Origin of the sequence: Pseudomonas frigoris (assembly GCF_047758635.1) — a bacterium.
Taxonomy (GTDB): domain Bacteria; phylum Pseudomonadota; class Gammaproteobacteria; order Pseudomonadales; family Pseudomonadaceae; genus Aquipseudomonas; species Aquipseudomonas frigoris.
Genome location: NZ_CP180479.1, coordinates 5,062,848 through 5,086,009, shown reverse-complemented (window position 1 = coordinate 5,086,009; position 23,162 = coordinate 5,062,848). Strand labels below are relative to the sequence as shown.

At 53.7% G+C, this 23,162-nt stretch carries 15 protein-coding genes and 4 pseudogenes; 7 read left to right on the top strand and 12 right to left on the bottom strand.

Going from position 1 to position 23,162, the window contains the following annotated elements; all coding sequences use genetic code 11:
- The first annotated feature begins 46 nt into the window (after window positions 1–46).
- Window positions 47–1,093: an NAD-dependent epimerase/dehydratase family protein gene (locus ACMXYH_RS23360; RefSeq protein WP_415765107.1), complete on the top strand. Its 1,047-nt coding sequence runs from the start codon at window positions 47–49 to the stop codon at window positions 1,091–1,093.
- A gap of 346 nt (window positions 1,094–1,439) precedes the next feature.
- Window positions 1,440–2,417: an IS5 family transposase gene (locus tag ACMXYH_RS23355; protein ID WP_415765106.1), complete on the top strand. Its 978-nt coding sequence runs from the start codon at window positions 1,440–1,442 to the stop codon at window positions 2,415–2,417.
- Window positions 2,418–2,702: 285 nt separating this feature from the next.
- Here ACMXYH_RS23355 and ACMXYH_RS23350 read toward each other — a convergent pair whose 3' ends face one another.
- The 3 genes from ACMXYH_RS23350 to ACMXYH_RS23340 form a co-directional block, all read right to left on the bottom strand.
- Window positions 2,703–3,887 carry an acyltransferase family protein gene (locus ACMXYH_RS23350; protein ID WP_415765105.1) on the bottom strand — a complete coding sequence of 395 codons (1,185 nt, stop codon included), beginning with the start codon at window positions 3,885–3,887 and terminating at the stop codon, window positions 2,703–2,705.
- 519 nt (window positions 3,888–4,406) lie between these two features.
- Window positions 4,407–5,150: an ABC transporter ATP-binding protein gene (locus ACMXYH_RS23345; RefSeq protein WP_415765104.1), complete on the bottom strand. Its 744-nt coding sequence runs from the start codon at window positions 5,148–5,150 to the stop codon at window positions 4,407–4,409.
- A 13-nt stretch (window positions 5,151–5,163) separates the two neighbouring features.
- The gene (locus ACMXYH_RS23340; RefSeq protein ID WP_415765103.1) at window positions 5,164–6,081 is read right to left on the bottom strand and encodes an ABC transporter permease; all 918 of its coding nucleotides are present in this window, start codon (window positions 6,079–6,081) and stop codon (window positions 5,164–5,166) included.
- Between the two features lie 562 nt (window positions 6,082–6,643).
- Between ACMXYH_RS23340 and ACMXYH_RS23335 the strand changes: the two genes are divergently transcribed.
- From ACMXYH_RS23335 to ACMXYH_RS23325, 3 genes are all read left to right on the top strand, one after another.
- The gene (locus ACMXYH_RS23335; RefSeq protein WP_415765102.1) at window positions 6,644–8,638 is read left to right on the top strand and encodes a polysaccharide biosynthesis protein; all 1,995 of its coding nucleotides are present in this window, start codon (window positions 6,644–6,646) and stop codon (window positions 8,636–8,638) included.
- Window positions 8,639–9,304: 666 nt separating this feature from the next.
- Entirely contained in the window at window positions 9,305–11,662 is a 2,358-nt protein-coding gene (locus tag ACMXYH_RS23330) for a glycosyltransferase family 4 protein (RefSeq protein ID WP_415765101.1), read from the top strand.
- Entirely contained in the window at window positions 11,662–12,369 is a 708-nt protein-coding gene (locus tag ACMXYH_RS23325) for a glycosyltransferase family A protein (protein WP_415765100.1), read from the top strand. Before ACMXYH_RS23330 ends, ACMXYH_RS23325 begins: the two co-directional genes overlap by 1 nt.
- 751 nt (window positions 12,370–13,120) lie before the next feature.
- Here the strand turns inward: ACMXYH_RS23325 and ACMXYH_RS23320 are convergent.
- The 7 genes and pseudogenes from ACMXYH_RS23320 to tnpA form a co-directional block, all read right to left on the bottom strand.
- Window positions 13,121–13,645: pseudogene (locus ACMXYH_RS23320) on the bottom strand (IS66 family transposase); the annotation flags it as partial.
- A 94-nt stretch (window positions 13,646–13,739) separates the two neighbouring features.
- On the bottom strand, window positions 13,740–14,054 hold the full coding sequence (locus tag ACMXYH_RS23315; protein ID WP_129444071.1) for a hypothetical protein: 315 nt from the start codon (window positions 14,052–14,054) through the stop codon (window positions 13,740–13,742).
- Window positions 14,051–15,553: an IS66 family transposase gene (gene tnpC, locus ACMXYH_RS23310; RefSeq protein ID WP_415764205.1), complete on the bottom strand. Its 1,503-nt coding sequence runs from the start codon at window positions 15,551–15,553 to the stop codon at window positions 14,051–14,053. The genes ACMXYH_RS23315 and tnpC (ACMXYH_RS23310) overlap by 4 nt, the downstream gene beginning before the upstream one ends.
- 18 nt (window positions 15,554–15,571) lie before the next feature.
- The gene (gene tnpB, locus ACMXYH_RS23305) at window positions 15,572–15,976 is read right to left on the bottom strand and encodes an IS66 family insertion sequence element accessory protein TnpB (RefSeq protein WP_415764206.1); all 405 of its coding nucleotides are present in this window, start codon (window positions 15,974–15,976) and stop codon (window positions 15,572–15,574) included.
- A gap of 40 nt (window positions 15,977–16,016) precedes the next feature.
- A pseudogene (tnpC, locus tag ACMXYH_RS23300) lies at window positions 16,017–17,048 on the bottom strand (IS66 family transposase); the annotation flags it as partial.
- 61 nt (window positions 17,049–17,109) lie between these two features.
- On the bottom strand, window positions 17,110–17,445 hold the full coding sequence (tnpB, locus tag ACMXYH_RS23295) for an IS66 family insertion sequence element accessory protein TnpB (protein WP_415765099.1): 336 nt from the start codon (window positions 17,443–17,445) through the stop codon (window positions 17,110–17,112).
- Window positions 17,442–17,759: an IS66-like element accessory protein TnpA gene (gene tnpA / locus ACMXYH_RS23290; RefSeq protein WP_415765098.1), complete on the bottom strand. Its 318-nt coding sequence runs from the start codon at window positions 17,757–17,759 to the stop codon at window positions 17,442–17,444. The genes tnpB (ACMXYH_RS23295) and tnpA overlap by 4 nt, the downstream gene beginning before the upstream one ends.
- Window positions 17,760–18,424: 665 nt before the next feature.
- Here tnpA and ltrA point away from each other — a divergent pair.
- Entirely contained in the window at window positions 18,425–19,711 is a 1,287-nt protein-coding gene (gene ltrA / locus ACMXYH_RS23285) for a group II intron reverse transcriptase/maturase (RefSeq protein ID WP_415764648.1), read from the top strand.
- An 818-nt stretch (window positions 19,712–20,529) separates the two neighbouring features.
- Window positions 20,530–21,618, top strand: coding sequence for an acyltransferase family protein (locus tag ACMXYH_RS23280; RefSeq protein WP_415765097.1), 1,089 nt, complete (start codon window positions 20,530–20,532; stop codon window positions 21,616–21,618).
- Between the two features lie 185 nt (window positions 21,619–21,803).
- Here ACMXYH_RS23280 and ACMXYH_RS23275 read toward each other — a convergent pair.
- Both ACMXYH_RS23275 and tnpB (ACMXYH_RS23270) read right to left on the bottom strand, forming a co-directional pair.
- Window positions 21,804–22,863, bottom strand: a pseudogene (locus ACMXYH_RS23275) (IS66 family transposase).
- Between the two features lie 33 nt (window positions 22,864–22,896).
- A pseudogene (gene tnpB / locus ACMXYH_RS23270) lies at window positions 22,897–23,001 on the bottom strand (IS66 family insertion sequence element accessory protein TnpB); the annotation flags it as partial.
- Window positions 23,002–23,162: the final 161 nt, after the last annotated feature.

Below are 23,162 nucleotides of genomic sequence, written 5' to 3'. Positions count from 1 at the left end.
GTTCCGTTAAATAATAAAGTGTAGGTCGTTGCAATGGTTGCCAAGGATGGGGCAGGTCAAGCCCGCCTTGTCTGCTGCTGCACAAGGCGGCAGTTTCAACCATATCAAGCGCTGGAGGGCAACGTTGAATAATTCCGAGAACACTTCCCCTAATCCCGTTAAGCGGTCCCTGGTTCTGGGGGGGCGCGGTTTCATAGGCACCCACTTGATAGACGCATTGCTCGATCAGGGGCATTTTGTGCGCTGTTTCGATCGTCCTAACGTGGTGCCGCTGGGTGAATCCCACTTCAATCATCCTAATTTCGAGCTTTGCGAAGGCGACTTCACCAGTGAGGCCGAAGTTGCTCGGGCATTGGAAGGTTGCGATGTTTGCTATCACCTTGTGTCTACTACGCTCCCCAAGTCTTCAAATGCTGATCCCATTTTCGATGTGGAAAGTAATGTCGTTGCGACCATCCGCTTGCTAAACCTTGCGGTAAAGTCCGGTCTGAGGAAGATTATTTTTATCTCCTCCGGTGGCACGGTGTATGGCGACCCTACGCAAGTACCTATTCCAGAAACCCATGCGACTGACCCGGCCTGTTCCTATGGAATTGCCAAGTTGGCGATCGAGAAGTACCTGGCGCTTTTTCATCGCTTATACGGCCTTGACTATACTGTTTTACGTCTTGCAAACCCGTTTGGTGAAGGGCAGCGCACATATGCTAGCCAAGGCGCGGTTGCCGTATTTCTTGGTAAAGCCCTGCGTGGCGAGACGGTTGAGATTTGGGGTGATGGCACGGTAGTGCGTGACTACATACACGTCTCTGATGTGGTGCAAGCGCTGTTGGCATCGTTGGCGCGATCCGGTGAAGAACATGTGTTCAACATCGGTTCAGGGCGCGGACATAGTCTCAATGAAGTACTTGATGCGATCGAGAGAGTCACGGGGCGAGATGTAAGTCGTCATTACGTGTCGGGTCGTGGGTTTGACGTGCCTGTCAGTATCCTGGATATAGAGCGTGCCAAACAGTCTTTAGGGTGGGGTCCTGCCGTGAGTTTCGATCATGGATTGGAGCGCTTTACCGCTTGGTTATTGGAAAATCCAGAATAAGCGCATTGATTTAACGATGTAAACACTCCATAAGCCCACTTCTTGGAAGGTGAGCTTATGGGGCGGTTACAAAAAATCGGGAGCACAGGAACAGCATCCGGTATCAAGTTGCAGCTTTGATTGTGGGGTTCATGGCGTGGTTACTATCTTTGGACAGGCTTCAAAGGCAGGGGGCATGAGGCGTTAAATCGATCTGTAGAGCGTCACCATCCGGCTGGGTTGTAACGAAAGAAAAGCCCTTCCAGAAGATTACGTATAAGAGCGCCGATTTGTTAGGGAAACTCTGAAAAAGACATCCAGATTTGGTGAAATACGCACCTCGCACAAACTGAGCGGTTGAACCCCGATGAAACAGATGTCCTTCGCCGATGCCGAATATGCCGGAAAACGTAAGCAGACCCGCCGCGAGCGCTTCCTGATCGAGATGGATCAGGTGGTGCCTTGGAAGGGCCTGATTGGCTTGATCGAGCCACACTATCCGAAGGGCGAAGGTGGCCGTCCGGCGTATCCGTTGATGGCTATGTTGCGGGTTCATCTAATGCAGAATTGGTTCGGCTACAGCGATCCGGCGATGGAAGAATCACTGTATGAAACGACCATTCTGCGTCAGTTCGCGGGGTTGAGTCTGGATCGGATTCCCGATGAAACCACGATCCTCAACTTCCGGCGCCTGCTGGAGAAACATGAGTTGGCGGGCGGAATCTTGCAGGTCATCAACGGCTATCTGGGTGACCGTGGCTTGATGCTGCGCCAAGGCACGGTGGTCGATGCGACGATCATTCATGCGCCGAGTTCGACCAAGAACAAGGACGGTAAACGCGACCCGGAAATGCATCAGACGAAGAAAGGAAACCAATATTTCTTCGGGATGAAAGCGCACATCGGCGTCGACGCCGAATCCGGCTTGGTGCATAGCCTGGTGGGCACCGCGGCCAATGTAGCGGACGTGACACAGGTCGATCAGTTACTGCACGGCGAGGAAACTTATGTGTGCGGGGATGCGGGTTACACCGGAGTGGACAAACGCCCAGAGCATCAGGACCGCAAGATGATCTGGTCGATTGCGGCACGCCCGAGCAGCTATAAAAAGCACGCCAAAAAGAGTTTGATCGGGCGTATGCGACGCAAGATCGAACACGCGAAAGCGCAGGTCCGGGCCAAGGTTGAACATCCATTTCGCGTGATCAAGCGCCAGTTTGGCTATACGAAAGTGCGCTTTCGTGGCTTGTCGAAAAACATCGCTCAACAGACAACCTTGTTCGCTTTGTCGAATCTGTGGATGGTGCGAAAACGGTTGATGGGTATGGGCGAGGTGCGTCTGTAATGCAGGCTGATCGCCCTGAAGCAGCGCGACTAGAGGAAAGAACCATGAATTAAGGACAGGAAAGGCCTGTTTTTCGACCGACTCATGATTTTTTGAACCTCAAGCAGAGAGGGCATGAAAAATCGGTGGGTACTTCAGACCTTCCTTAGATATGTTTGCACATGCGAACATTATCAATCAAATCGGCGTTCTTGTTTCTGCATGTCCTCTCATCCGTGAAAGACCTTTTACGCTCCGGCACCTGATTTATCGGTGATATTGGCAGGTGCGTCTTATAGGTAGGGCTCAATAGACTAATTGTTTTTCTTTCAAGAGTTTTCGTGTGATTGAATTAACCTGCTTAACCCACCAGTCATCAAAACGAGAGAGTGGTACTGCTAGTGCAATTGAAGTGGTGGCGGTTACAACAAATACGATAATTAAACTTGATGTATTGCTGACTCCGTGATTTGCAAGTTTGAGATATACGTAGCTTGATAGCGAGCAGATCACAAGAGTATGGACAAGATACAGTGGGAAACTAATTTTTCCGATGCCTCTTAAAAGTTTTCCATTCAGGTTTTTAAACACCTTTTGATTGGTCATGGTTGCGAATATTATGCAGGCGGAGCCAAGTGTGTGGAGTAGGGATTGGGTGTGTACTTTCATAATGATTGGGATGGCTGAAGCCCATGCGTATGATTTTTCCGGGATTATATAGCCGAGCATATATAGCCCAAAAATAATTAGCGCAATGGAGACATGGAAAGAGATTTCTTTTTTGTTTTTGGCTAGATAGGCAGAAAGAAATGTACCGGCAACAAAGGGGAATATGAAGTCGTTATAGAACAGTGCTGATATTGAAATAATTATAAAGGCGTAAATTAGGTGGCGATATCCGAGTATTACGGAAATAAAGCATGCAAGCATAAAGACAATCATGCTGCCGAAAAACTCGGCTTTCATAGTCCAAAGGTTTGTATTGTAAAAGGCTTCGCCTGTGAAAAAAGTTGTCATCCCCTGCGTTAGAGCTTCCCAAAAGCTCGGCTCAAACCCTGGCGTCCATCCGTGAGCAAATGTTGCAAGCCATGGGCTCAAGCTAAGTTTCGAGGCGTCATGGAAGTAATAGAAATCAAGCTTGAATAAGCAGTAACTTGCGACAGTGGTAATCGTTACGATGGCGGCCAGTCTCGGAAATCTTTTAAGAAATGCCAGAAGAAGTTTTTGTGGGTTTTCATGATTAAAATAGGACCAGCACAAAACAAACCCGGAAAGTGTGAAGAAAAAACCGACAGCCGCTGTGCCGTTTAAAAGAGCAAAAAATGGCTGCCCTACTAAACTGTCTTTATCTCGTGTTTGCTCTGCTATTCCTGTTGTGTATGGGGAAAACGCTAAAAAAAAATGGTGAACAAGCACAATAAACGCAGCTATTCCCCTATAGGCTTCAAGAGGGAATAGTCTATTGCTTCCGGTTTCCAATTTTGCTGACATGTCAGGCCTTGAATATTTATCGTTTGATCTATAAGTGCGGGATGATAGGCATATTTATTTGTTTTGGCTAGCTTTGGCCCATAGTTTTGGGGGTACCTTGCTGTCGGAGTCGTCTCTCTATCCGCGCTGCGAAAATTTTTACACGGTTACCGGATTTATTGAGGGCGCGTAAAGCGTAGGTGGGTGAATACCGTCACCATGATGACCAGTTCAACCGGGGGGTGCGAGGCCATCGATAGATTTTGGGAGTTGACTGGTTTTGGATACAGATAGACCTTTTCGACATTTGCGTCGGGTCGCATCATAGGATGCCGGCTCTGGAAGAAAATCAGGAGCGCAGCATTCGAGCTCAGATGGTGGGATTGTGTTTGGGGAGCATGAAGTGATTGGGTCTGGGCTGCAATGTCTACGCGGCTACTTTCACAAAGAACCTACGTTTATCTTGATTTGATAAAGTGGATTCTTTATGAGTTCACCGCTTTATTAACTTAATGAGGGTTACAGGCGCGGAGGAAAATATTAGTGTCCAAAATAAGCTCGGGTAACTGTTTCGGGATCCGAGTCCATTTTTATTTTGCCGTGCTCCAGCCAAATAACCCGATTGCATGTGTGCAGCACCAGGTCACGGGAGTGGCTGGCGATCACCAAAATATTGGTGGATTCGACCAGTTCGTTCATTCGAGCTTCTGCTTTGTGCTTGAAGCCTTCGTCCCCTACCGACAGCCATTCGTCCATGATCAATATTTCAGGTCTGATGGTTGTCGATACCGCAAAGGCCAAGCGCAAGTGCATGCCGGAAGAGTACGTACGTACCGGCATGTCAATGAAGTCACCCAATTCTGAGAACTCAATAATTTCGTCGAGTTTTTCTGCAATATCACTTTTTGTCATCCCAAGCAGGATGCCGCGCATGAAGATGTTTTCCCTGCCGGATGCCTCCGGGTCTATCCCTAATGAAATATCAATGAGGGAAGCGACTTCGCCGCTGATACTGGCAGTGCCAGCGGAGGGGGCGTATACACCGCTCAGCAGTCTGAGTAATGTGCTTTTGCCAGCGCCGTTATGACCGAGCAATCCAACCCGGTCTCCGTCATTGAGGGAAAAAGTAAGGTCTTCCAGTGCTCTGACGATCACTCGGCCTTGGTCGTTGGCACTGAGTTTTCCGCCTGTAGCGACTTGAATCAGTCGCTTTTTCAGAGAGCGAGCACTTGCGTTATAGATAGGGAAATCAACGCACGCGTTATGAAATTCAATAGAAGCCATAATAGTTTTCTTCTTAGAGCCAATAAGCAATGCGACGTTTATAGAGGCCATAGATGATGATCGCTACGCACCAGCCAAACAGAGCCATGCCCCCGGCCACGCACCAGCTAACAGTGCTCGCATCCTGTCCGAGCAAGGGGGCCCTGACTATTTGTATGAGGTGATAGATGGGGTTCAAATCCAGTAAATAGGTGCCGGCTCGTCCTGGTAGCAGGCTTGGAAGCCACATGATTGGCGTCACATAAAAGGCAATTTGCAAGACGCTCGCAATGATCTGCGGGAGGTCGCGATATCGAGCGCATAAAAGGCTCAATATCAAGCTGATCCATGCCAGATTGAGAGCAAGCAGCATAAAACCCGGGATACTCAATAGTGCTCCAAGCCCCAATGGTTTCTGAACAGCCAGCAGCACAAGCGGGAAAATGACGATGTTGTGCGCGAGGATCAAAGTATTGCGCCATATCGTGCGTAAAATATGCACGAATAATGGGATGGGGAGTTGTTTGATAATGCTTTCTGCGGCGATGAGGCTGGTGCAGCCCTCCAACACGCAGGTAGAAATAAAACTCCAGAAAATCATACCTGCTGCAAGAAATGGCAGAAATTCTTTCATGGGGGAGTTAAATATTTGGCCGAATACGAGGCCAATAGTACCAATCATAACGCCCATGCTGATGGTTAGCCAAAACGGTCCGACAGCAGAGCGCCTATACCGTTGACGTACATCCTGCCATCCGAGCATGCCTACCAGAGAATAGCGCTTTACAGCCGTCGCTATGTCTGCCACGGCAGCGGTAATTGAGTTGTTTAGCATTCGAAATACCGGGTTGTCAAAACAGTCGATGATTGTAATCTTGTAGGAGGGTGTATTGTCACTTTTTCCATCCCGTCTAGTTTCCAGTTTTTTACGGTCGCGGGATCTACTCCACATAGAATGCCCCCGCTGCAAGTAGGGCGCGTAAAGTCTGAAGCGATTTCGTATGGCGTGCGCGCACTCGGTGCGCTCGCTACCATGACAAATTTGAGCTATTCGTTCAGAAAACAGTGCTTGTGTCGAGCGATTCAGGTGTGCGAATGCTCAGAAATAAAGTTCCTGCCGGATGATTTGCGCTTCTTCTATCATCCCACGGTCAGAGGTTAACTCCCAAGAAAATTTCCTACATTCCAGAAACGCATATTGAGCTAGGTCGCAGCGTCTGGTCGTAAGTGCCCCACGTAAATCACCTGCTCGAAAGGGGTCAGAGAGATTGGCTGATGGTTGCCGACGAGCAGCTTCACAGCAGCAACGTGTCCTGGTTTTCGACCGGGTTTCGCATCCTCGCATTCCCTGTCCGGCAGACCCGTCAGAGGGGCAAATTATAGCGGCGCTTTGAGTAAAATGCTCCTTCCTGGGGCCTGCCCTGTGCAAGTATTGGGCGATCTCGTCTTCATTGAGGTTACAATGCCGACCGACGACCGCGTAAAAGGAGGGGGCTACGGGCTCGAAAGCTTGAATGGATAAAATACGCAGAGTGTTGCTTGGTTTGCCTCGCAGGCAAAAAAGACTGATACAGGTCGCCACCGATGTGGTTTTGGTGTGGGTCGCCTTGTGGCTGGCCTTTATCGTCCGCCTCGGCATCGACGACATGTACAATCCGCTAAAGTCGCATTTCTGGCTGTTCGTCAGTGCCTCTATTATTGCCATTCCCCTTTTCGTACGCTTTGGCATGTACCGCGCCGTCATGCGCTACTTCGGCAATGATGCGCTGATTGCCATCGTCAAGGCGGTCAGTCTGTCCTCGCTGATCCTCGCCGTGGTGGTGTACTGGTACAGCAATCACCAGGCCGTGGTGCCGCGCTCCATCATCTTCAACTACTGGTGGCTAAGCCTGGTAATCATTGGCGGCCTGCGTTTGTGCATGCGTCAATACTTCATGGGTGATTGGTTCACCGCTGCGCAGCATGTACCGTTTGTTAATCGAGACGATGGTTTGACCAAGGTCGCCATTTACGGCGCAGGCGTGGCGGGCAACCAGTTGGTTGCAGCGTTGCGCATGGGCCGCGTGATGCGCCCTGTGGCGTTCATCGATGACGATTCCTCTATCGCGGATCGTTCGATTGCCGGGCTGCGGGTCTATAAGCCCAAGCATATTCAGCAGATGATCGACATGACCGGGGCTCAGGAAATTCTTCTGGCGTTGCCGTCTTCAACCCGTGCGCGGCGCAGGGAGATTCTCAATTTTCTGGAGGGTTTCCCGCTCCATGTGCGCAGTGTTCCGAATTTCACTGATCTGGCCAGTGGTCGGGTCAAGGTGGACAACATTCAGGAAGTCGACATTGCTGACCTGTTGGGGCGGGATTCGGTGCCGGCTCAGCCTGATTTGTTGGCTCGATGTGTGACGGGCAAGACGGTTTTGGTAACGGGGGCGGGCGGCTCGATCGGTTCCGAGCTTTGTCGGCAGATTTTCTCCCTGGGACCGACCACGCTATTGTTGTTCGATCATAGCGAATTCAATCTTTACAGCATTTTGTCTGAGCTCGAGCATCGTATTGCTCGTGAATCGTTGCCTGTCCGGTTGTTACCGATACTGGGGTCGATTCGCCATCCCCATAAACTTCTGGATGTAATGAAAACCTGGAGCGTGGACACGGTTTATCATGCGGCGGCCTATAAGCACGTGCCGATGGTTGAGCACAATATTGCCGAAGGTGTGCTCAACAATGTGATCGGGACGCTCAATACCGCTCAGGCTGCTTTGGAGGCTGGTGTTGCAAACTTTGTGCTGATCTCGACCGATAAGGCCGTACGCCCGACCAATGTCATGGGTAGCACCAAACGGCTGGCCGAGTTGACCTTGCAGGCCCTCAGTCGTGAGTTGGCGCCGGTGTTGTTCGGGGACAAGTCCAATGTGTCCCGGGTCAACAAGACCCGTTTCACCATGGTGCGGTTCGGTAATGTGTTGGGCTCGTCTGGCTCGGTTATTCCGCGCTTTCACAGCCAAATCAAATCGGGCGGGCCCTTGACGGTTACCCATCCGAAGATTACCCGTTACTTCATGACCATTCCCGAGGCGGCACAACTGGTAATACAGGCCGGCTCAATGGGGCAGGGTGGTGATGTGTTTGTGCTGGACATGGGCGAGCCGGTCAAGATCATTGAGCTGGCGGAGAAGATGATTCACCTGTCTGGCTTGAGCATTCGCACGGAGAAAAATCCGCAAGGCGATATTGCCATCGAGTTCACTGGACTGCGTCCCGGGGAAAAGCTTTACGAAGAGTTGCTGATCGGCGACAACGTGTCCGCTACCCAGCACCCGATGATCATGAGCGCCAAAGAGGATCATTTGCCTTGGGAAGTGCTCAAGCGCAACTTGATAGAGTTGCTGTCTGCCGTTGAGCGGGATGACTATTCGCGGGTTCGCCAACTTCTGCGTGACACTGTCAGTGGTTACGCCCCGGATGGTGAAATCGTCGACTTGATTTACCAGCAGCGTCGCCTCGAACCCTGACTGTTACACACGCTGTAACGGACACATTTTTGGCAGAGTTGTCCTATGACCCAGGTTTGGGAGGCAGCTTCGGAAAAGCTGTTCTTCCGGCGTTTGAGTGCGCAGCCACATGGGCAATGGATGGCATGGTCGAGAGCAAGTGGCAGATGGCGTTTCTGCTCGCTTCGGTGATACTTGGTCAGCCGTATGGGGGGCTACATGTGCGTAAGCTTGGGTAATCAATAAGATTTTTACGTCTCGAGCGGTAACATATACACTGCTTGCCGTTGAGGGCGGTGGCTTCATCTGCGCCGCCGTTGCCGACGCATCGCGAAACTAGACTGCAGTCGAACGAATGTAGGGCAGTTTTTAACCCTGCTGATATCGCGCACCGTCACCGGAAGGATGTTGAGTCAGGCCACTCAGCGATGAGTAAAGTTCGTTGGCGGCGATCCTCATCTACCACGCATGGGCGACGGGTGAGAAATACTAGGCGCGCCCTTTCCACTCGGACATCGCAAGCGCGACGGCGTCCGGAACATATATGGCATCGCTCATTCCGACCTTGTAAAGCGTCGCATGCGCGGGCCATGCAAGTAGAGGTTGCAGGCGTCGTTTGCGGCCCTCGCGAAGAGAGGACGGCAAGCCGGCTGCTCAACAACAATGCGCGTCAACAGGAACTGCGATATGATTTTATCGAGAATCAAGATGTTGGTGGGGCCGTTTTTGCCGGGTGTGGCCAGCAGCCAGAGAACGGTCGATTACACATTGTTGGATCTGTCCGGTTTATTTGACCGGGAGTGGTATCTAGCAACGAACACTGACATCGCCGCGAGCGGAACTGATCCGCTTGCGCATTATCTCGAACACGGATGGAAGGAAGGGCGTAACCCGAGCGCGTTCTTTGACGGGGCCTGGTATCTCGTTCACAACCCCGATGTTGCACAGGCGGACATCAATCCATTGCTGCATTACGTCCGTTCTGGGCAGAGTGAAGGGCGCGCACCGAATGCCTTCTTTGACTCTGACTGGTATGAGCGATTCATCGTCCGGACGGAAGAGGACGCGGGATGCACGGCATTCGTGTTCTTCTGGTCGCGTGACGCGGCCATGCATCCGCCATTGCCTGAACTCCAGCCGCTTTATGCGTGTCGGACCAACGTGCTGAAGGACGCCCGTGACCAGTACATGCGACTTGTTGCAGCGGCCCAGCCATGGTGGGCGCGATTCGGTCGCGACAAATTCGCGATTATAGTGGCGCTGTTCTCGCCTTACGAAGACCATCCGGGAATCGGTACGGAAAGCGCTGACACCATCGAGCGTCTGATCGCCTTTCTGACGGCCGCGTGGGAAATGGAAATCGCCCCGGGGCCCCTATTCGGCGTGGAGCATTACCGACGTATCATCCAGAACCGTGGTCTTGTGCTGCAGGACGGGGAGACCCTCCTGCAGCATTTCCTTCGCGAGGGCATTGACAAGCGGATCGTTCCCACACGCTATTTCGACGAGAATTACTATTACGCACAATATCCGTCTGTTGTGGCGGCATACACGTGGGCGTTCGAGCATTTCATCAGCCGGGGTGTATTTGAAGGGGGGCGTGCGTCAAGTCTGCCGCAGCTGATTGTCGCTCAACCACCCTCATCCATGCGGGACGGCGAAGCGCGTCTTAACAATTGGAAGTACTTCCTGTCATCCTGCGGTAATGGCGGCGATCTGGGTGAGCTGTATCGTAGTGTGCCTCACTACTCGCAGGTCATCGAAGACATCCTTCACTCCACAGCATTCGCGAAGACGATAAGTCGCGCGTTGATGATTGAGCCCGCCATCGGTGACGTATCGGACATCAGCAACGTGCTGGTAGCGCCGTTCCACGACGGTCGCAATCTAGCTCGTCGTGCGCTGCGCGAGCTGTTCGAGCGCGATCACTACGATATGATCGTATGCGTGCCTTGGATTCGCACGGGAGGCGCCGATCTCGTTGCATGCCAGATTTGCGAAGCGGTGTCCTTGGCGTTTCCCAACAAGTCGGTTTTACTGCTCCGTACCGATCAGCCAAACTTCGACCGCCCGGAATGGGTATCTGCTGGTGTCGACGTTGTCGATGCATCAAGCGTATTCCGGGATCTTCCGCCCCTCCAAGCGCAAACTCTGCTGTACAGTCTGTTCATGGGACTCGCGCCGTCCTGGATCATCAACATCAACAGCCGGTTATGCTGGGACGTGATGGCGCGCTTCGGAACACGGTTGTCCGAAAGCATCGATTTGTATTCCTACCTCTTCTGCTGGGATCAGACGGCAAGCGGCTATCGCGCCGGCTACCCGAGCGAATTCTTCCCGGAAACGGCGAGCCATCTGCGAGCTGTGTTCACCGACACGATCTATATGAAGAACGAACTGGCGAAGATCTACAACCTGCCTGCATCGCTCTCCGAGCGGATCGTCCCACTATTCTCGCCGTCGCGGGGGGACATCGGCGGTCAAACGGCGACCGAAGAAGGTATCAAGACCGAGAGCAACCGCCTACGCCGAAGGGTGCTGTGGGCCGGCCGTCTCGATCGGCAGAAGCGATTCGATCTTGTGCAGGAGATCGCGCACAAGATGCCTGAGGTCGATTTCCTGTGCTGGGGAACGCCGCTGCTCAATGCACCGCCGGATTACAGCCGCTCGCCGGCCAACCTGATCCTGCATGAAGGCTTTTCATCCTACGACGAATTACCGCTGTACGATGCGGATCTCTGGCTATTCACGTCGGACTGGGAAGGCATGCCGACGATACTCATCGAGCTCGCGCTGCGCGGTGTCAGCATCGTCGCGAGCGCGGTGGGCGGGGTGCCCGAGCTGATCGACGAGCAGACTGGGTGGCCGGTTGACGGCGTTCGCAGTGTCGACGATTATGTTGGCGCAATTCATGCTGCGCTTGGAGCGCCTCACGAACGGATTGTCCGGGCGCAGCGTCTGCGTGAACGGGCGCGTAGTCGGCATAGCATGCAGGCGTATGCGAAGCAAGTGTCGGATGTTCTGAATGAAAAGGTGAGTGCGTGATGGAAGTTTCCGCAATTATGACGGCCCATAGAGAAGGAGTGCTTAGCGGCCCGTCGATCTCGAGCTTCCGCGAGGCGATCGATCATGCAAGAGATCAAGGCATTACTGTCGAGCCAATCGTCGTGCTCGATCGTCCCGATGCGTTGACCCGCACCATGTTCGCCGACGCGGATCGCTGGGGAGCGAAGGTCGTCTTCACCGATTTTGGCGACCCGGCACTCGCTCGAAATCATGCGATCAGCCTGGCTTCGGGGCGCTACGCGACCTTTCTGGATGCGGACGACCTCTGGAGCTTCAACTGGCTCGTCGCTGCGCACCGTTTCTGTACGGAGATGGGTAGACCGGTCATCGCGCATTCGCAATTGAGCATCATCTTCGGGCGTGAGCGGCTGTTCTGGTTGCATGTTGATTCGGACCACCCGGATTTCGACCTGGATTATCTACAGATTGGCAATTATTGGGAGGCGTTGTCGTTCGCGCCGCGCGAGATCTATGCGGATTTCCCGTTCCACAAGAACGAACTGGCGTCGGGGTATGGGCACGAGGATTGGCACTGGAACTGTACGACTCTTTCGAAAGGCTTTCCGCATAAGCCCGTACCGGACACAGTGCATATGATACGCCGCCGACATGGAACACAAAGTTCGCGTGCGAATAATAGCGACGTCGTCCCGTGGCCGACCGAACTCGTGCGTTTTTCGCGTTGACGGCGGGTCACGCCGCCGCATGTCGTCAGAAGGGAGACAGTTTGAATACCGCACAGGTTCGTGCAATGTTCGAATGCTAGGACATTCTCGTGCATGCGCGGGAGCACACTGTATTCCCCCGAGGCCTGCTGTGTCGATCCAGACATCCTGGCGCAAAGCGTCTGTGACAAATGTGTGCTTCGATTCGCCGTTGTGAGAAATCCATATAAATGGATTTTTTTCCGCATGGTAGTCCAAGCGGCTAATACATGAGTCCCGGCAATCGATTTCGTATCGGGGATTCGCGTTTTTTGACATGTCGATGGATGCTCCGGGCGATATCGCACGCGGCATTGAAGGCTTGCTTGGGTATCTGGTGAGCAACGGTCCTCCGGTGTTTGGCGATCCCCACAGGTCAGCTTGTTGCGGTAATGCAGATGAAAGCTATGCTTGCCTAGATCGATACTTTCCAGCGTTAGATCGATCATGACGATGGCCTCCGAAAATAAAACACCCTGCGAAAGCGTAGCCCTCGCAGGGTGTGGGGGGGCCATCTTTAGCCTACCTTTATCCCAAGGCAGTGGGCTTCCCTAAATCCATCGACGGCCTGACTGCGCTGGTCGAGTTGGACATTAACGTCGCGGTATTTGACCCCGTGCTTTTCGTCTTTGCCTTTGGCTTAAGCGCCTGGAGTCTGAACGGTTCGAAACCTATCCCGACGTCACTGATGAGGCGATCGTGCGTATGCGTCCGGGCATCACGCCTTGCGTGATTAAACCGGCTGCCACTTATGCGGAAGCAACTGCTCGATTTCACTCGCCCGCTGCGTCGGCAGGCGCATGAGAACATCCTTTAGATAGGCGTACGGGTCATGACCATTCAGCCGCGCAGACTGGATCAAGCTCATGATCGCCGCAGCCCGTTTTCCGCTGCGTAGCGATCCAGCGAAGAGCCAGTTCTTGCGCCCAAGAGCCCATGGTCGGATCTGGTTCTCCGCCCAATTATTATCAATGGGTACGGCCCCGTCATCGAGGTAGCGCGACAGCGCTGCCCAGCGTTTCAGGCTGTAATCGAGCGCTCTGCTGATAGCCGAACCTTCGGGCACAAGATCACGCTGGGCAATCATCCAGGCATGTAGCATATCCATCACTGGTACGGCTTTTTCTTGCCGTATTCGGCGCCGTAAATCCGGCTCCAAGTCGCGCACTTCACTCTCGATTTCGTACAGCAACTGGATGTAGCGCAGAGCCTGTTCGGCGAGCGTGCTCTTGTTGGTCGCGTGCAGTTCGAAGAACTGTAACTGATCCATAAACCCCACCTATCCAAACAGGCGGCGTCTGAGGTGGGGGAGGAATCAAATCATGCTGGCGCGGAGGCCATTCGCGGCGCAGCTACTTCATTTTTTGTGGCTTGATATCCACCACCGTGCCCGCTTGTACGTTTTTGATCGGTGAAAGCAAGTGCGGCGAAATATTCCAGCGTTGGCTGGTGTCGGTTACCACTGTGACGGTCTTGCGGTTGAACTTCATGACGGTACCGGACAGGCGCTCACCACTGGGTGAGTCGAAGCTTACCCGTGCTCCTGGATGGAACTGCATCATCGATTTATGAGCTTCCAACGACTCCAGCATCTTCAGCCGTTCGATAATGTGATGATTCAATGTCACTAACTCATCGACACTCAGATGATCAATATTGATACTCATGATGCCCTCCAATTCCAGGGTAGTAGCGCTTCAACGTCTTCACCCGACTCAGCCTGCGGTAATCGCTCCAGTACATGGCGCAGCCACGTATAGGGCTCCTGGCCGTTTGCCTTGGCGGTCTCGACCAGACTGTAGATCTGCGCACTGGCTGCGGCGCCCTTGGGCGTATCGCTGAATAGCCATGCTTTGCGACCGATCACAAACGGTTTGATTGCTCTTTCGGCGGCATTGTTGTCGATTGGTAAAAAGCCAGCCTCTATATAACGCTCCAGCCGGCTCCAGTTACTGGCCAAATAACCCACGGCCTTGCCCAAGGCACTTTGTGATGTGACCTGGGGATGAGTTTTCTCCAGCCAGTTTTTTAACTGGCTGAGCACCGGCAAGCTCTGTTCCTGGCGACCGGCAAAACGCTGTTCATCGGTCATCTCTTTCAACCCACGCTCGATGCCGTACAACTTGTTGATCATCGTCAGCGCAACATCGGCTCGACCGGCTTTGCCCTTGGGCTGCACTTTTTGCGCATCGACAAACTTGCGCCGTACATGGGCCATGCAGGCCAAACGCTCGATACCCGGCTGCGCGCCCAAAGCGTTATAGCCGGCGTAATCATCGGTCATCAGATAGCCGCGATAGTCGGCGAGCAGCCGCAACGGCACCTCCTGCGCTCGGCTGGTGGTGTAGTCAAACAGGATGACTGGGCGCTCCGGTGGGCCACTGGCTTGTACCCACATCCAGGATTGGCTGGTCGGGTCTCGGTCTGGCTCTTTCAGCACCTGCACTCGCGTTTCATCGCAGTGAACAATCGGACTCTCCAGTAACCGATCACGCATCAGATTCAGCAGTGGCTGGAAGTGTTCGCAGCACTGGATCACCCAGCGCGCCAAGGTTTGACGCGGAATATCGACACCGTGACGAGCGAGGACTTTTTCGAAACGGTGCAGCGGCAGGCCATCGACGTACTTGGTGGTCAGCAGCATCGCCAATACGCTGGGGCTGGCCATGCTTTTTTCGATCAGTTGCGCGGGTTTGTCGGCGGTGACCGGTGCTGTTTCGCAGCCTCGGCAGCCGTAGACCTTGCGGATATGTTTGATCACCCGGATCTGCATCGGCACGATCTCCAGCTGTTCGCTGGTTTCTTCACCGATGGCGTGTTTGCGGCAACCGCAAGCGCAGGTCAGTTCGTGCTCGGAGAGTTCGTGGATGACCTCGATGCGTGGCAAGTCAGCCGACAGTGGCTTGCGTTTGCCACGGCGCTTGGTCGGGGCGACAACTTCTCCGTCAGCTTCAACGGGCGCTGGCGTGTCGATACTTTCGGCTTCATTAAACAGCAGCAGTTGTGGCGTCGCCGGATCAGCGGTTTGCTCTGACTTGCGCCCGAACAGGCGCTGACGAAGTAGCGCATTCTCTTCTTCAAGAAGAACGACCTTCGACTGCATCTGAGCAAGTAATTGCTTGAGCGCAGCCAGGTCATCGGGAAGGTTGTCGGGCATGGAAATCATGGCCCGGATTATACCCAATCAAGCAACGAATCGCGGCGTCAAAACCTGATGCGGACGGTTGCGCCAGAGATCAAAACCGTCGAGCAGCCAGTTCAGTTCCTGAACCGTCAGCACGATGGCTTCGTCGGTGCCATCGGGCGAGGTTTTGAAACGCTCAGACTCCAGGCGCTTGAGCCAAAGGCAGAAGCCGTTGCGCTCCCAATAGAGGATTTTCACCCGATTACGGGGGCGATTCAGAAAGACGAAAAGCACGGGGTCGAATACCGCTACCTTGATATCTAGCTCGATCAGGGCCGCGAGGCCGTCGATGGATTTTCGGAAGTCCACGGGCTTGGGGTATAGGTACACTTTTTCGACTTTGGCGTCGGGACGCATCATGACGGACTGGCTCCAGAAAGAAATCGGGAGCACAGCATCGGACATCAGGTTTCGGCTTGGAATGTGGGCTTCATGGAGCGCTTACGAAGAACTTGCGCCGCGCATGGGCCATGCAGCCGATTTCGGTCACGCCGAGTTCGAAGCTGGCCTTGTAACCGCCAAAATCGTCGCAGACTAACTTACCTTTCCAGCCTTGCAGTAAATTGCGAGCATGCTCACCGGCGCGGCTGGGGCTGAAGTCATAAACAACAGCGGCTGTTTCGCAGAACTGGCTGGTGGCGTATGCCCAAACATAAGAGCGGTGGGTTTTCTTCGAGCCCGGAGCGAGCATCTGCACGGGTGTTTCATCGGCATGAACAACCTGCTGCCCAAGCACTACATCACGCAGGGCATCGACCAGGGGCTGCAACTGCACGCCAGTCACACCAACCCATTGAGCCAAAGTCGAACGTGGAATCGCCAAGCCGGCACGACCAAAGATCGATTCCTGACGGTAAAGCGGAAGATGATCAGCGAACTTCGCGATCATGACGTGCGCAAGTAACCCAGCGGTCGGGATGCCCTTGTCGATGACCTGCGCCGGTACGGGTGCCTGGATCAGCGTTTCGCAGTCGTCGCAAACCCACTTGCCACGAACGTGGCGTTCAACGGTAAATACGCCGGGCGTGTAGTCCAGCTTTTCGCTGACATCTTCACCGATGCGCTTGAGTGCGCAGCCGCATGGGCAGTGGGTGTTGTCCGGTTCGTGATGAATCAACGTGCGTGAGAATTCTGCCGGCAATGCAGTGCGCTTGGGCTTTTGCTTTTTCTCGGTCGCCGCTGGCGCTATTTGCAAGCTTTGAAGCTCGGCCTCAATCGCCGCAATATCGGTATCGATCAGGTCATCAAGCAGGCTGGCCTGCTCAGGATTCATCTGCTCGCTGCGCTTGGCAAATTTCAAACGCTTGAGTTGTGCGATCTCGTGGGTCAGCTTCTCGATCACCGTTTGATCGCGGTTGATCTTCTTACCCATTGTTTCGACCGTCTTGCCCATGGTCTCGACTTGCGACAGCAACTGCGCAGCGAATGCACGCAGTTGGTCGGGATTCATTTGATCGAGATTGGGCAAGGAAGTCATGCCGTGGATTTTACCAAAGCAGACCGCTTGCGACAGCAAGCCATGACGCAATTTACAGCTTTTAAAGCAGTGTGATTGCCCCGCCGGCTCCAACGCGTTGCCAAGGTAGGCCGAGCACCAAGGCCTGAAGTTGCTCGGTATCCAGCGACATTTCGCTGCCTTGTCGAATGCCTGGCCAGTGAAACTTGCCTTGGTTCAAGCGACGTGCAGCCAGCCAAACGCCAATCCCATCGTGCACCAGCACTTTCATGCGATTGGCGCGGCGATTGGCAAACAGATAGGCGCAGTGCGGCTTCGCCGCACCGAACACCGCGATCACCCTGGCCAGCGCAGTTTCAGTGCCGGCACGCATGTCCATGGGTTCGGTGGCGAGCCAGATAGCATCGATGCGGATCATGGCGTGAGCCCACGGACAAAGCGGGCGCAGCCTTCAGGATCGGAAGCTGGCCATTTCACTGTGAGCATTTGCTCGCCAAGCGACAGCTTAATAATGGCCACCGCTTCCGTCTGCCGTTTGGGCGTGGGTCTCAATGGAACGAAAGCCGGCAACGCCGCTGGCGATTGATCTCGGTAAAGCGGCAGCCACTTGCGGATCACGTTGGCGTTGATGCCGTGGCTGATGGCAACGCTGGATAGAGTTGCGCCCGGTTGCAGGCATTCCTGAACAACCTGGGCCTTGAAGGGTTTTGGATAAGAGCTTCGTTGTCGCATGGAAATCCTGACGTTAAGGGCGATCGCGTCCGCTTAAAAATACGCGGACACCATCGCCCTTAATGCTGGAGTTCGGAAGGTGACTTGGCCGGACGCTTAGTGCGCCAGTTAAAGCTGGCGGAGGATAGTCGATGAAAGTTCGATACTGGTAAGAAATGGCGAATCAACCAGACCCCGAGTCATGCATGTTGCACCGTGAGGTGCAGGGTGAAGCGTTGACAGGGGAAACCGATGGGCCAGCCATTGAGCCGCGTAATCAGGAATTCGGGATGCCGATGCTGTTAAGCGAAGCAGAAGGCAACACGGAGCATGGCGTTATACGCCAGTCATGCTCTGATCCCGCGCGGTCGGAGACCCTGTGCACGTCGGGAAGTCCTCCGCACAGAAACTGGGAGATCTCAGCGGCGCCCAGTGCGCAAGCACCGGGCGGAGCAGGAAAGGCCAAAAGCCGTAACCCTGCTGTTCACGTCGCTGAGAAGTCGGATACGTCCGTAGTACCTGAGAAGCCATCGAACAAAGGGCCTGGCCCTGCGGAGATAGTGGAGGAAAGGGACGTAGTCAAGGGAAACACCAACAGGCCTCCCGCGCCCCGGACACTGAGCCGGATCAGCTGCGCGTCGATGGGACTTGACGGTGTACGTGAAGCAGCCCGAAGGAACAAGGGCATGCAGTTCACGGCATTGCTGCACCACATCACACCGCAGTTATTGGCGCAGAGCTTCTATGCCCTGCGCCGCGATGCAGCGGCGGGCGTGGACGGCATGTCGTGGCGAGAATATGAGGAAGGTCTTCTCCAGCGGGTGACCGATTTGCACGGAAGGCTCCACAGGGGAGCCTATCGGGCAACGCCGTCGCGGCGGGTCTATATCCCCAAAGCCGACGGCAGGCAGCGCCCGCTGGGCATTGCCTCTTTGGAGGACAAGATCGTACAGCAGGCGGTCGTTACCGTTCTGAATGTGATCTATGAAGAGGACTTCCTGGGATTCTCGTACGGGTTTCGACCGGGACGCAGCCAGCACGATGCGCTGGATGCGTTAACGGTCGCGCTGAAGGGCCAGAAGGTGAACTGGATATTGGATGCGGATATCACGTCGTTCTTTGATGAGATCGACCATGAATGGATGCTGATGTTTCTGGGACACCGGATTGCAGACCGGCGCCTGCTCGGGCTTATCTGCAAATGGCTTCAAGCGGGTGTTATGGAGGATGGCCGTAGGGTGGCTGCGCTGAAGGGGACTCCCCAAGGGGCAGTGATATCGCCATTGCTGGCGAATATCTATCTTCACTACGTGCTGGATCTATGGGCAAGGCAATGGCGCCAGCGGCATGCCCATGGCGATGTGATTGTTGTGCGCTACGCGGACGACAGTGTGGTGGGTTTCAGGACGCAATGGCAGGCTCAGCAGTTTCTGGTGCAGTTGCAGGAACGCTTGGCCAGGTTCGGTTTATCCCTCAATGCCTCGAAGACACGGCTGATTGAATTTGGTCGTTTTGCTGCGAGAAATCGTAGGAAGCGAGGGTTAGGTAAACCGGAGACGTTTGACTTCCTGGGCTTCACGCACTGTTGTAGTACCAACAGAAGCGGTGGTTTTCAAATACTGCGACTGACGGTCAAGAAGCGAATGCGTGCGACGCTGCTGGCTATTCGGGATGAGCTGAAGCGCCGACGTCATGAGCCCATCCGGGCTCAAGGGCAATGGCTTACTCGGGTGGTCAGGGGCTACTTCAATTACCACGCGGTGCCGGGAAACCTGATACGTCTTGGTGGTTTTCGTTCGGCGGTATGTCGCCTATGGCGGCAAGCCCTCAAACGTCGCAGCCAGCGTAATCGGCTTCAATGGTCACGCTACGGACGCCTTGCTGACCTCTACATACCTAGACCCAGAAATGCACATCCTTACCCTGAGGATCGCTTCGCGTCACACACCCGAGGCAGGAGCCGTATGCGGTAGTTCCGCACGTACGGATCTGTGCGGGGGGTGGCAGGTAACTGCCATCCCTACCGCGACCGATCGTGCTGACCGTACAAGAGCTGAACGTATCGTAAGCGCTCCATGAACCCCATATTTTAAAGGTGGGGATCTATGGCTATCTTGGAATTTGCGGCGTGTAGTTCCGCGGCAGCAAGGCCTCGAAGTCTTCTACGCTCGAGGCTTGTGGCAGACGCTCCAATGCGTGGCTGCGCCACTGGAGCAATTGCCGCATGCGCACGGTGGTCGACTACGAGACGTTGTTGCCGTGGAACTGCTCACCGGACATGTCACGGTAAACGGGAAGCACATCTGGCGGTAGGTGTACTTCGTGGATTGCATACGAATAAACGACGGCGTCTCTCAGCAGTGCCGGGCGCGACCTGTGCCACGATAGTGTGAGCTCCTCGAAACTCGCAATACCGAGACCTGCCGGATCCGAAACGACAGGCGACGAGCGGTCCAAGGCTCAGGAACTCCTACGCTCCTGACCTCCCCGACACGCTTTATCGCAACGACGTCTTGGCAGAGGCAGCAGCACAAGCGCCTTCAGAGTAGCAGCGCGCTCCAGCTCGCAGTTGGACGGTGCATTGGCTGATTGAGCTGCAAGAGGACCAATTGGCGTTGTATGATCCTCACCGCGTCATCAATGACGGCACGGGAATACGTGTGATCCAGACCTGCAGCGAAGACATTTGCCCAGGCCTGACGAAGCGCCGGCCTATTGCCCTACGCGGCCAATGAGCTGTTGGAAGAATAGAAATTTCTTATCATTTTTAATTAAAATCAGGCGGAAATACATGCTGCACAAGGATAATAACTTGAACTTGTTACGGTTGGTTGCCGCGCTGATGGTGCTATATGCTCATTCATTCGATATTTACGGCAATTCCCCGGAGATCTTTATTGGACTTGATTCCTATGGCGGGCTCGGGATTGCGATATTTTTTATCATTAGTGGTTACTTGATTGCAAAAAGTTGGAGTTTTGATCCTTCGGTCATTAGTTTTTTAGTTAAGCGATCGCTGCGAATATTTCCAGCCCTGATTGTTGTTGTCGTGGTAACTTCGTTTTTGCTTGGTCCCATTTTTTCCACTTTGACAGTCAAGCAGTATTTCTCAAATCTGGCATTTATTATGTATTTGAAGAATATAATTTTAAGTCCGGTATTTTATTTGCCGGGCGTGCTGGAGCACGCCAGAGTTGCCAGCGTGCTCAATGGTTCTTTATGGAGCTTGCCTATCGAGTTTTTCATGTATTTGGTAGTCGTGGCGCTTGGGCTTCTATTCAATGGCGGTCGTCTTGTATACGCAATTGCCACAGCATTGTTTGCGCTGCTTGTGGTTTTTTGGTGCTGGCGAGATGCGCCTTTGCTGGTGGTTTACGGTACTGATGTAAGAAACATTCCGTTGATAGGCATCTATTTCATGATTGGGGCATGTTATGCGAAGTGGGGGCTCGAACGGTGGTTCAGTCTCTCCGGCGTAGCTGTCATGGTGATGATGACCCTTCTTCTGGCACCGTATTCATCGATTTCGAAGCCCCTGCTATGGCTTACGTTACCGTATGTCGTCTTGGCATATGGACTTTCCAGAAGTTGGTTGGGAAGCTTGGTTAATAAAGTGGGTGACTGCTCTTACGGTGTTTATATCTATGCTTTTCCGGTTCAGCAGTTTGTTTTGCTAAAATTCCCTGGCATTGCCTATTCAACCTACCTTGTTGTTACAGTGGTCATTACTCTGATTTTGGGATACGGCTCTTGGCATTTGATAGAGAAAAGGGTTCTCAAATTCAAGCCAAAAAATAAAGTCAGGTCTGTATCGAATGGTGTTGATGCCGATTTGGCGTTCAATCCTGTTGTGGGTGAGAAGCTCAATTCAGGGGCTTGAGCAAGTGTATGTATTTATGATGTAACAGTCACTCAGGTCACCTATGAAGAGCTACAGGGTCTGCCGCGACAGCGCAGACGCCTGACGATCCTAAAACCCCCCAGGGTTTCATAATGCCCGGTTTATGGATCAGCTTCTTCGTAACTGATCCATAAACCCCACCTACCGCAAGGTGAGGCCTTGGTTTACCTTGGCATTTCCGGTGAGCAGTTCCACGGCAACAACGCTTCGTAGTCTTCTACCGTGGATGCATGCGGCAACCGCTCAAGTACGTGGCGCTGCCACGTATAGGGCTCTTGGCCGTTGACCTTGGCCGTCTCGACCAAGCTGTAAATCTGAGCACTGGCGGTGGCGCCTTTGGGCGTATCGCTGAACCGCCATGCCTTGCGCCCTATGACAAACGGTTTTATTGCGCGCTCGGCTCTGTTGTTGTCGATCGGTAAAAAACCAGCCTCCACGTAACGCTCCAGCCGGCTCCAGTTGCTGGCCAGATAATTAACGGCCTTGCCCAGTGCGCTTTGCGAAGTGACCTGCGGCTGTGTTTTTTCCAGCCAGCTTTTCAGCTGGGCCAGGATTGGCTCTTTAAGTACCTGGACGCGGGTTTGGGCTTTCCAGTAATCGGTCGCGCATCAGGTTCAGCAGTGGTTGAAAGTGTTCGCTGCACTGGATCACCCAGCGCGCCAGTGTTTGCCTCGGTATATCGATACCGTGTCGGCTTAACACCGTCTCGAAACGATGCAACGGCAGGCCGTCGACATACTTGGTGGTCAGCAACATCGCCAGCACGCTTGGGCTGGCCATGCTCTTTTCGATCAACTGAGCCGGTATGTCCGCAGTGACCGGAGCCGTTTCACAACCACGGCAGCCATAGACCTTGCGGACATGTTTGATGGCGCGGATTTGCATCGGCACGATGTCCAGCTGCTCGCTGGTTTCTTCGCTGATCACATGTTTGCGGCAACCGCAGGCACAGGTCAGTTCGTGTTCGGGCAGTTCGTGGATGACTTCGATACGCGGAAGATCAGCCGACAGTGGCTTGCGTTTGCCGCGACGTGGAGTCGGAGCGACAACCTCTTCGTCGGCGTCGCCGACCAGAGTCATCGGCTCGCTTTCAGGCTCGTTGAACAGTGCCAGTTGCGGCGTATTGGGTTCAACGGTCTGTTCGGACTTGCGACCGAACAAACGGTCGGCAAAAGCCGTTGCGCTCCCAGTAGAGGATTTCACTCGATTACGGTGGCGATTCAGAAAAACAAAAAGCACGGGGTCGAACACGGCGACTTTAATATCCAGCTCGACCAGCGCAGCCAGGCCATCGATAGACTTTCGGAAGTCCACGGGCTTGGGGTAGAGGTACACTTTTTCGACTTTTGCATCGGGGCACATCATGAGGTGCTGGCTCCAGAAAGAGTTCGGGAGCACAGCTTCGAGCATCAGATTTCGACTTGGAATGTGGGCTTCATGGAGTGCTTACGCTTCTTGAGCACGTTCCATGATAAAGAAGGATATTAGATGAGGACGTGAGTCTAGTAACTTGGGATGAATGC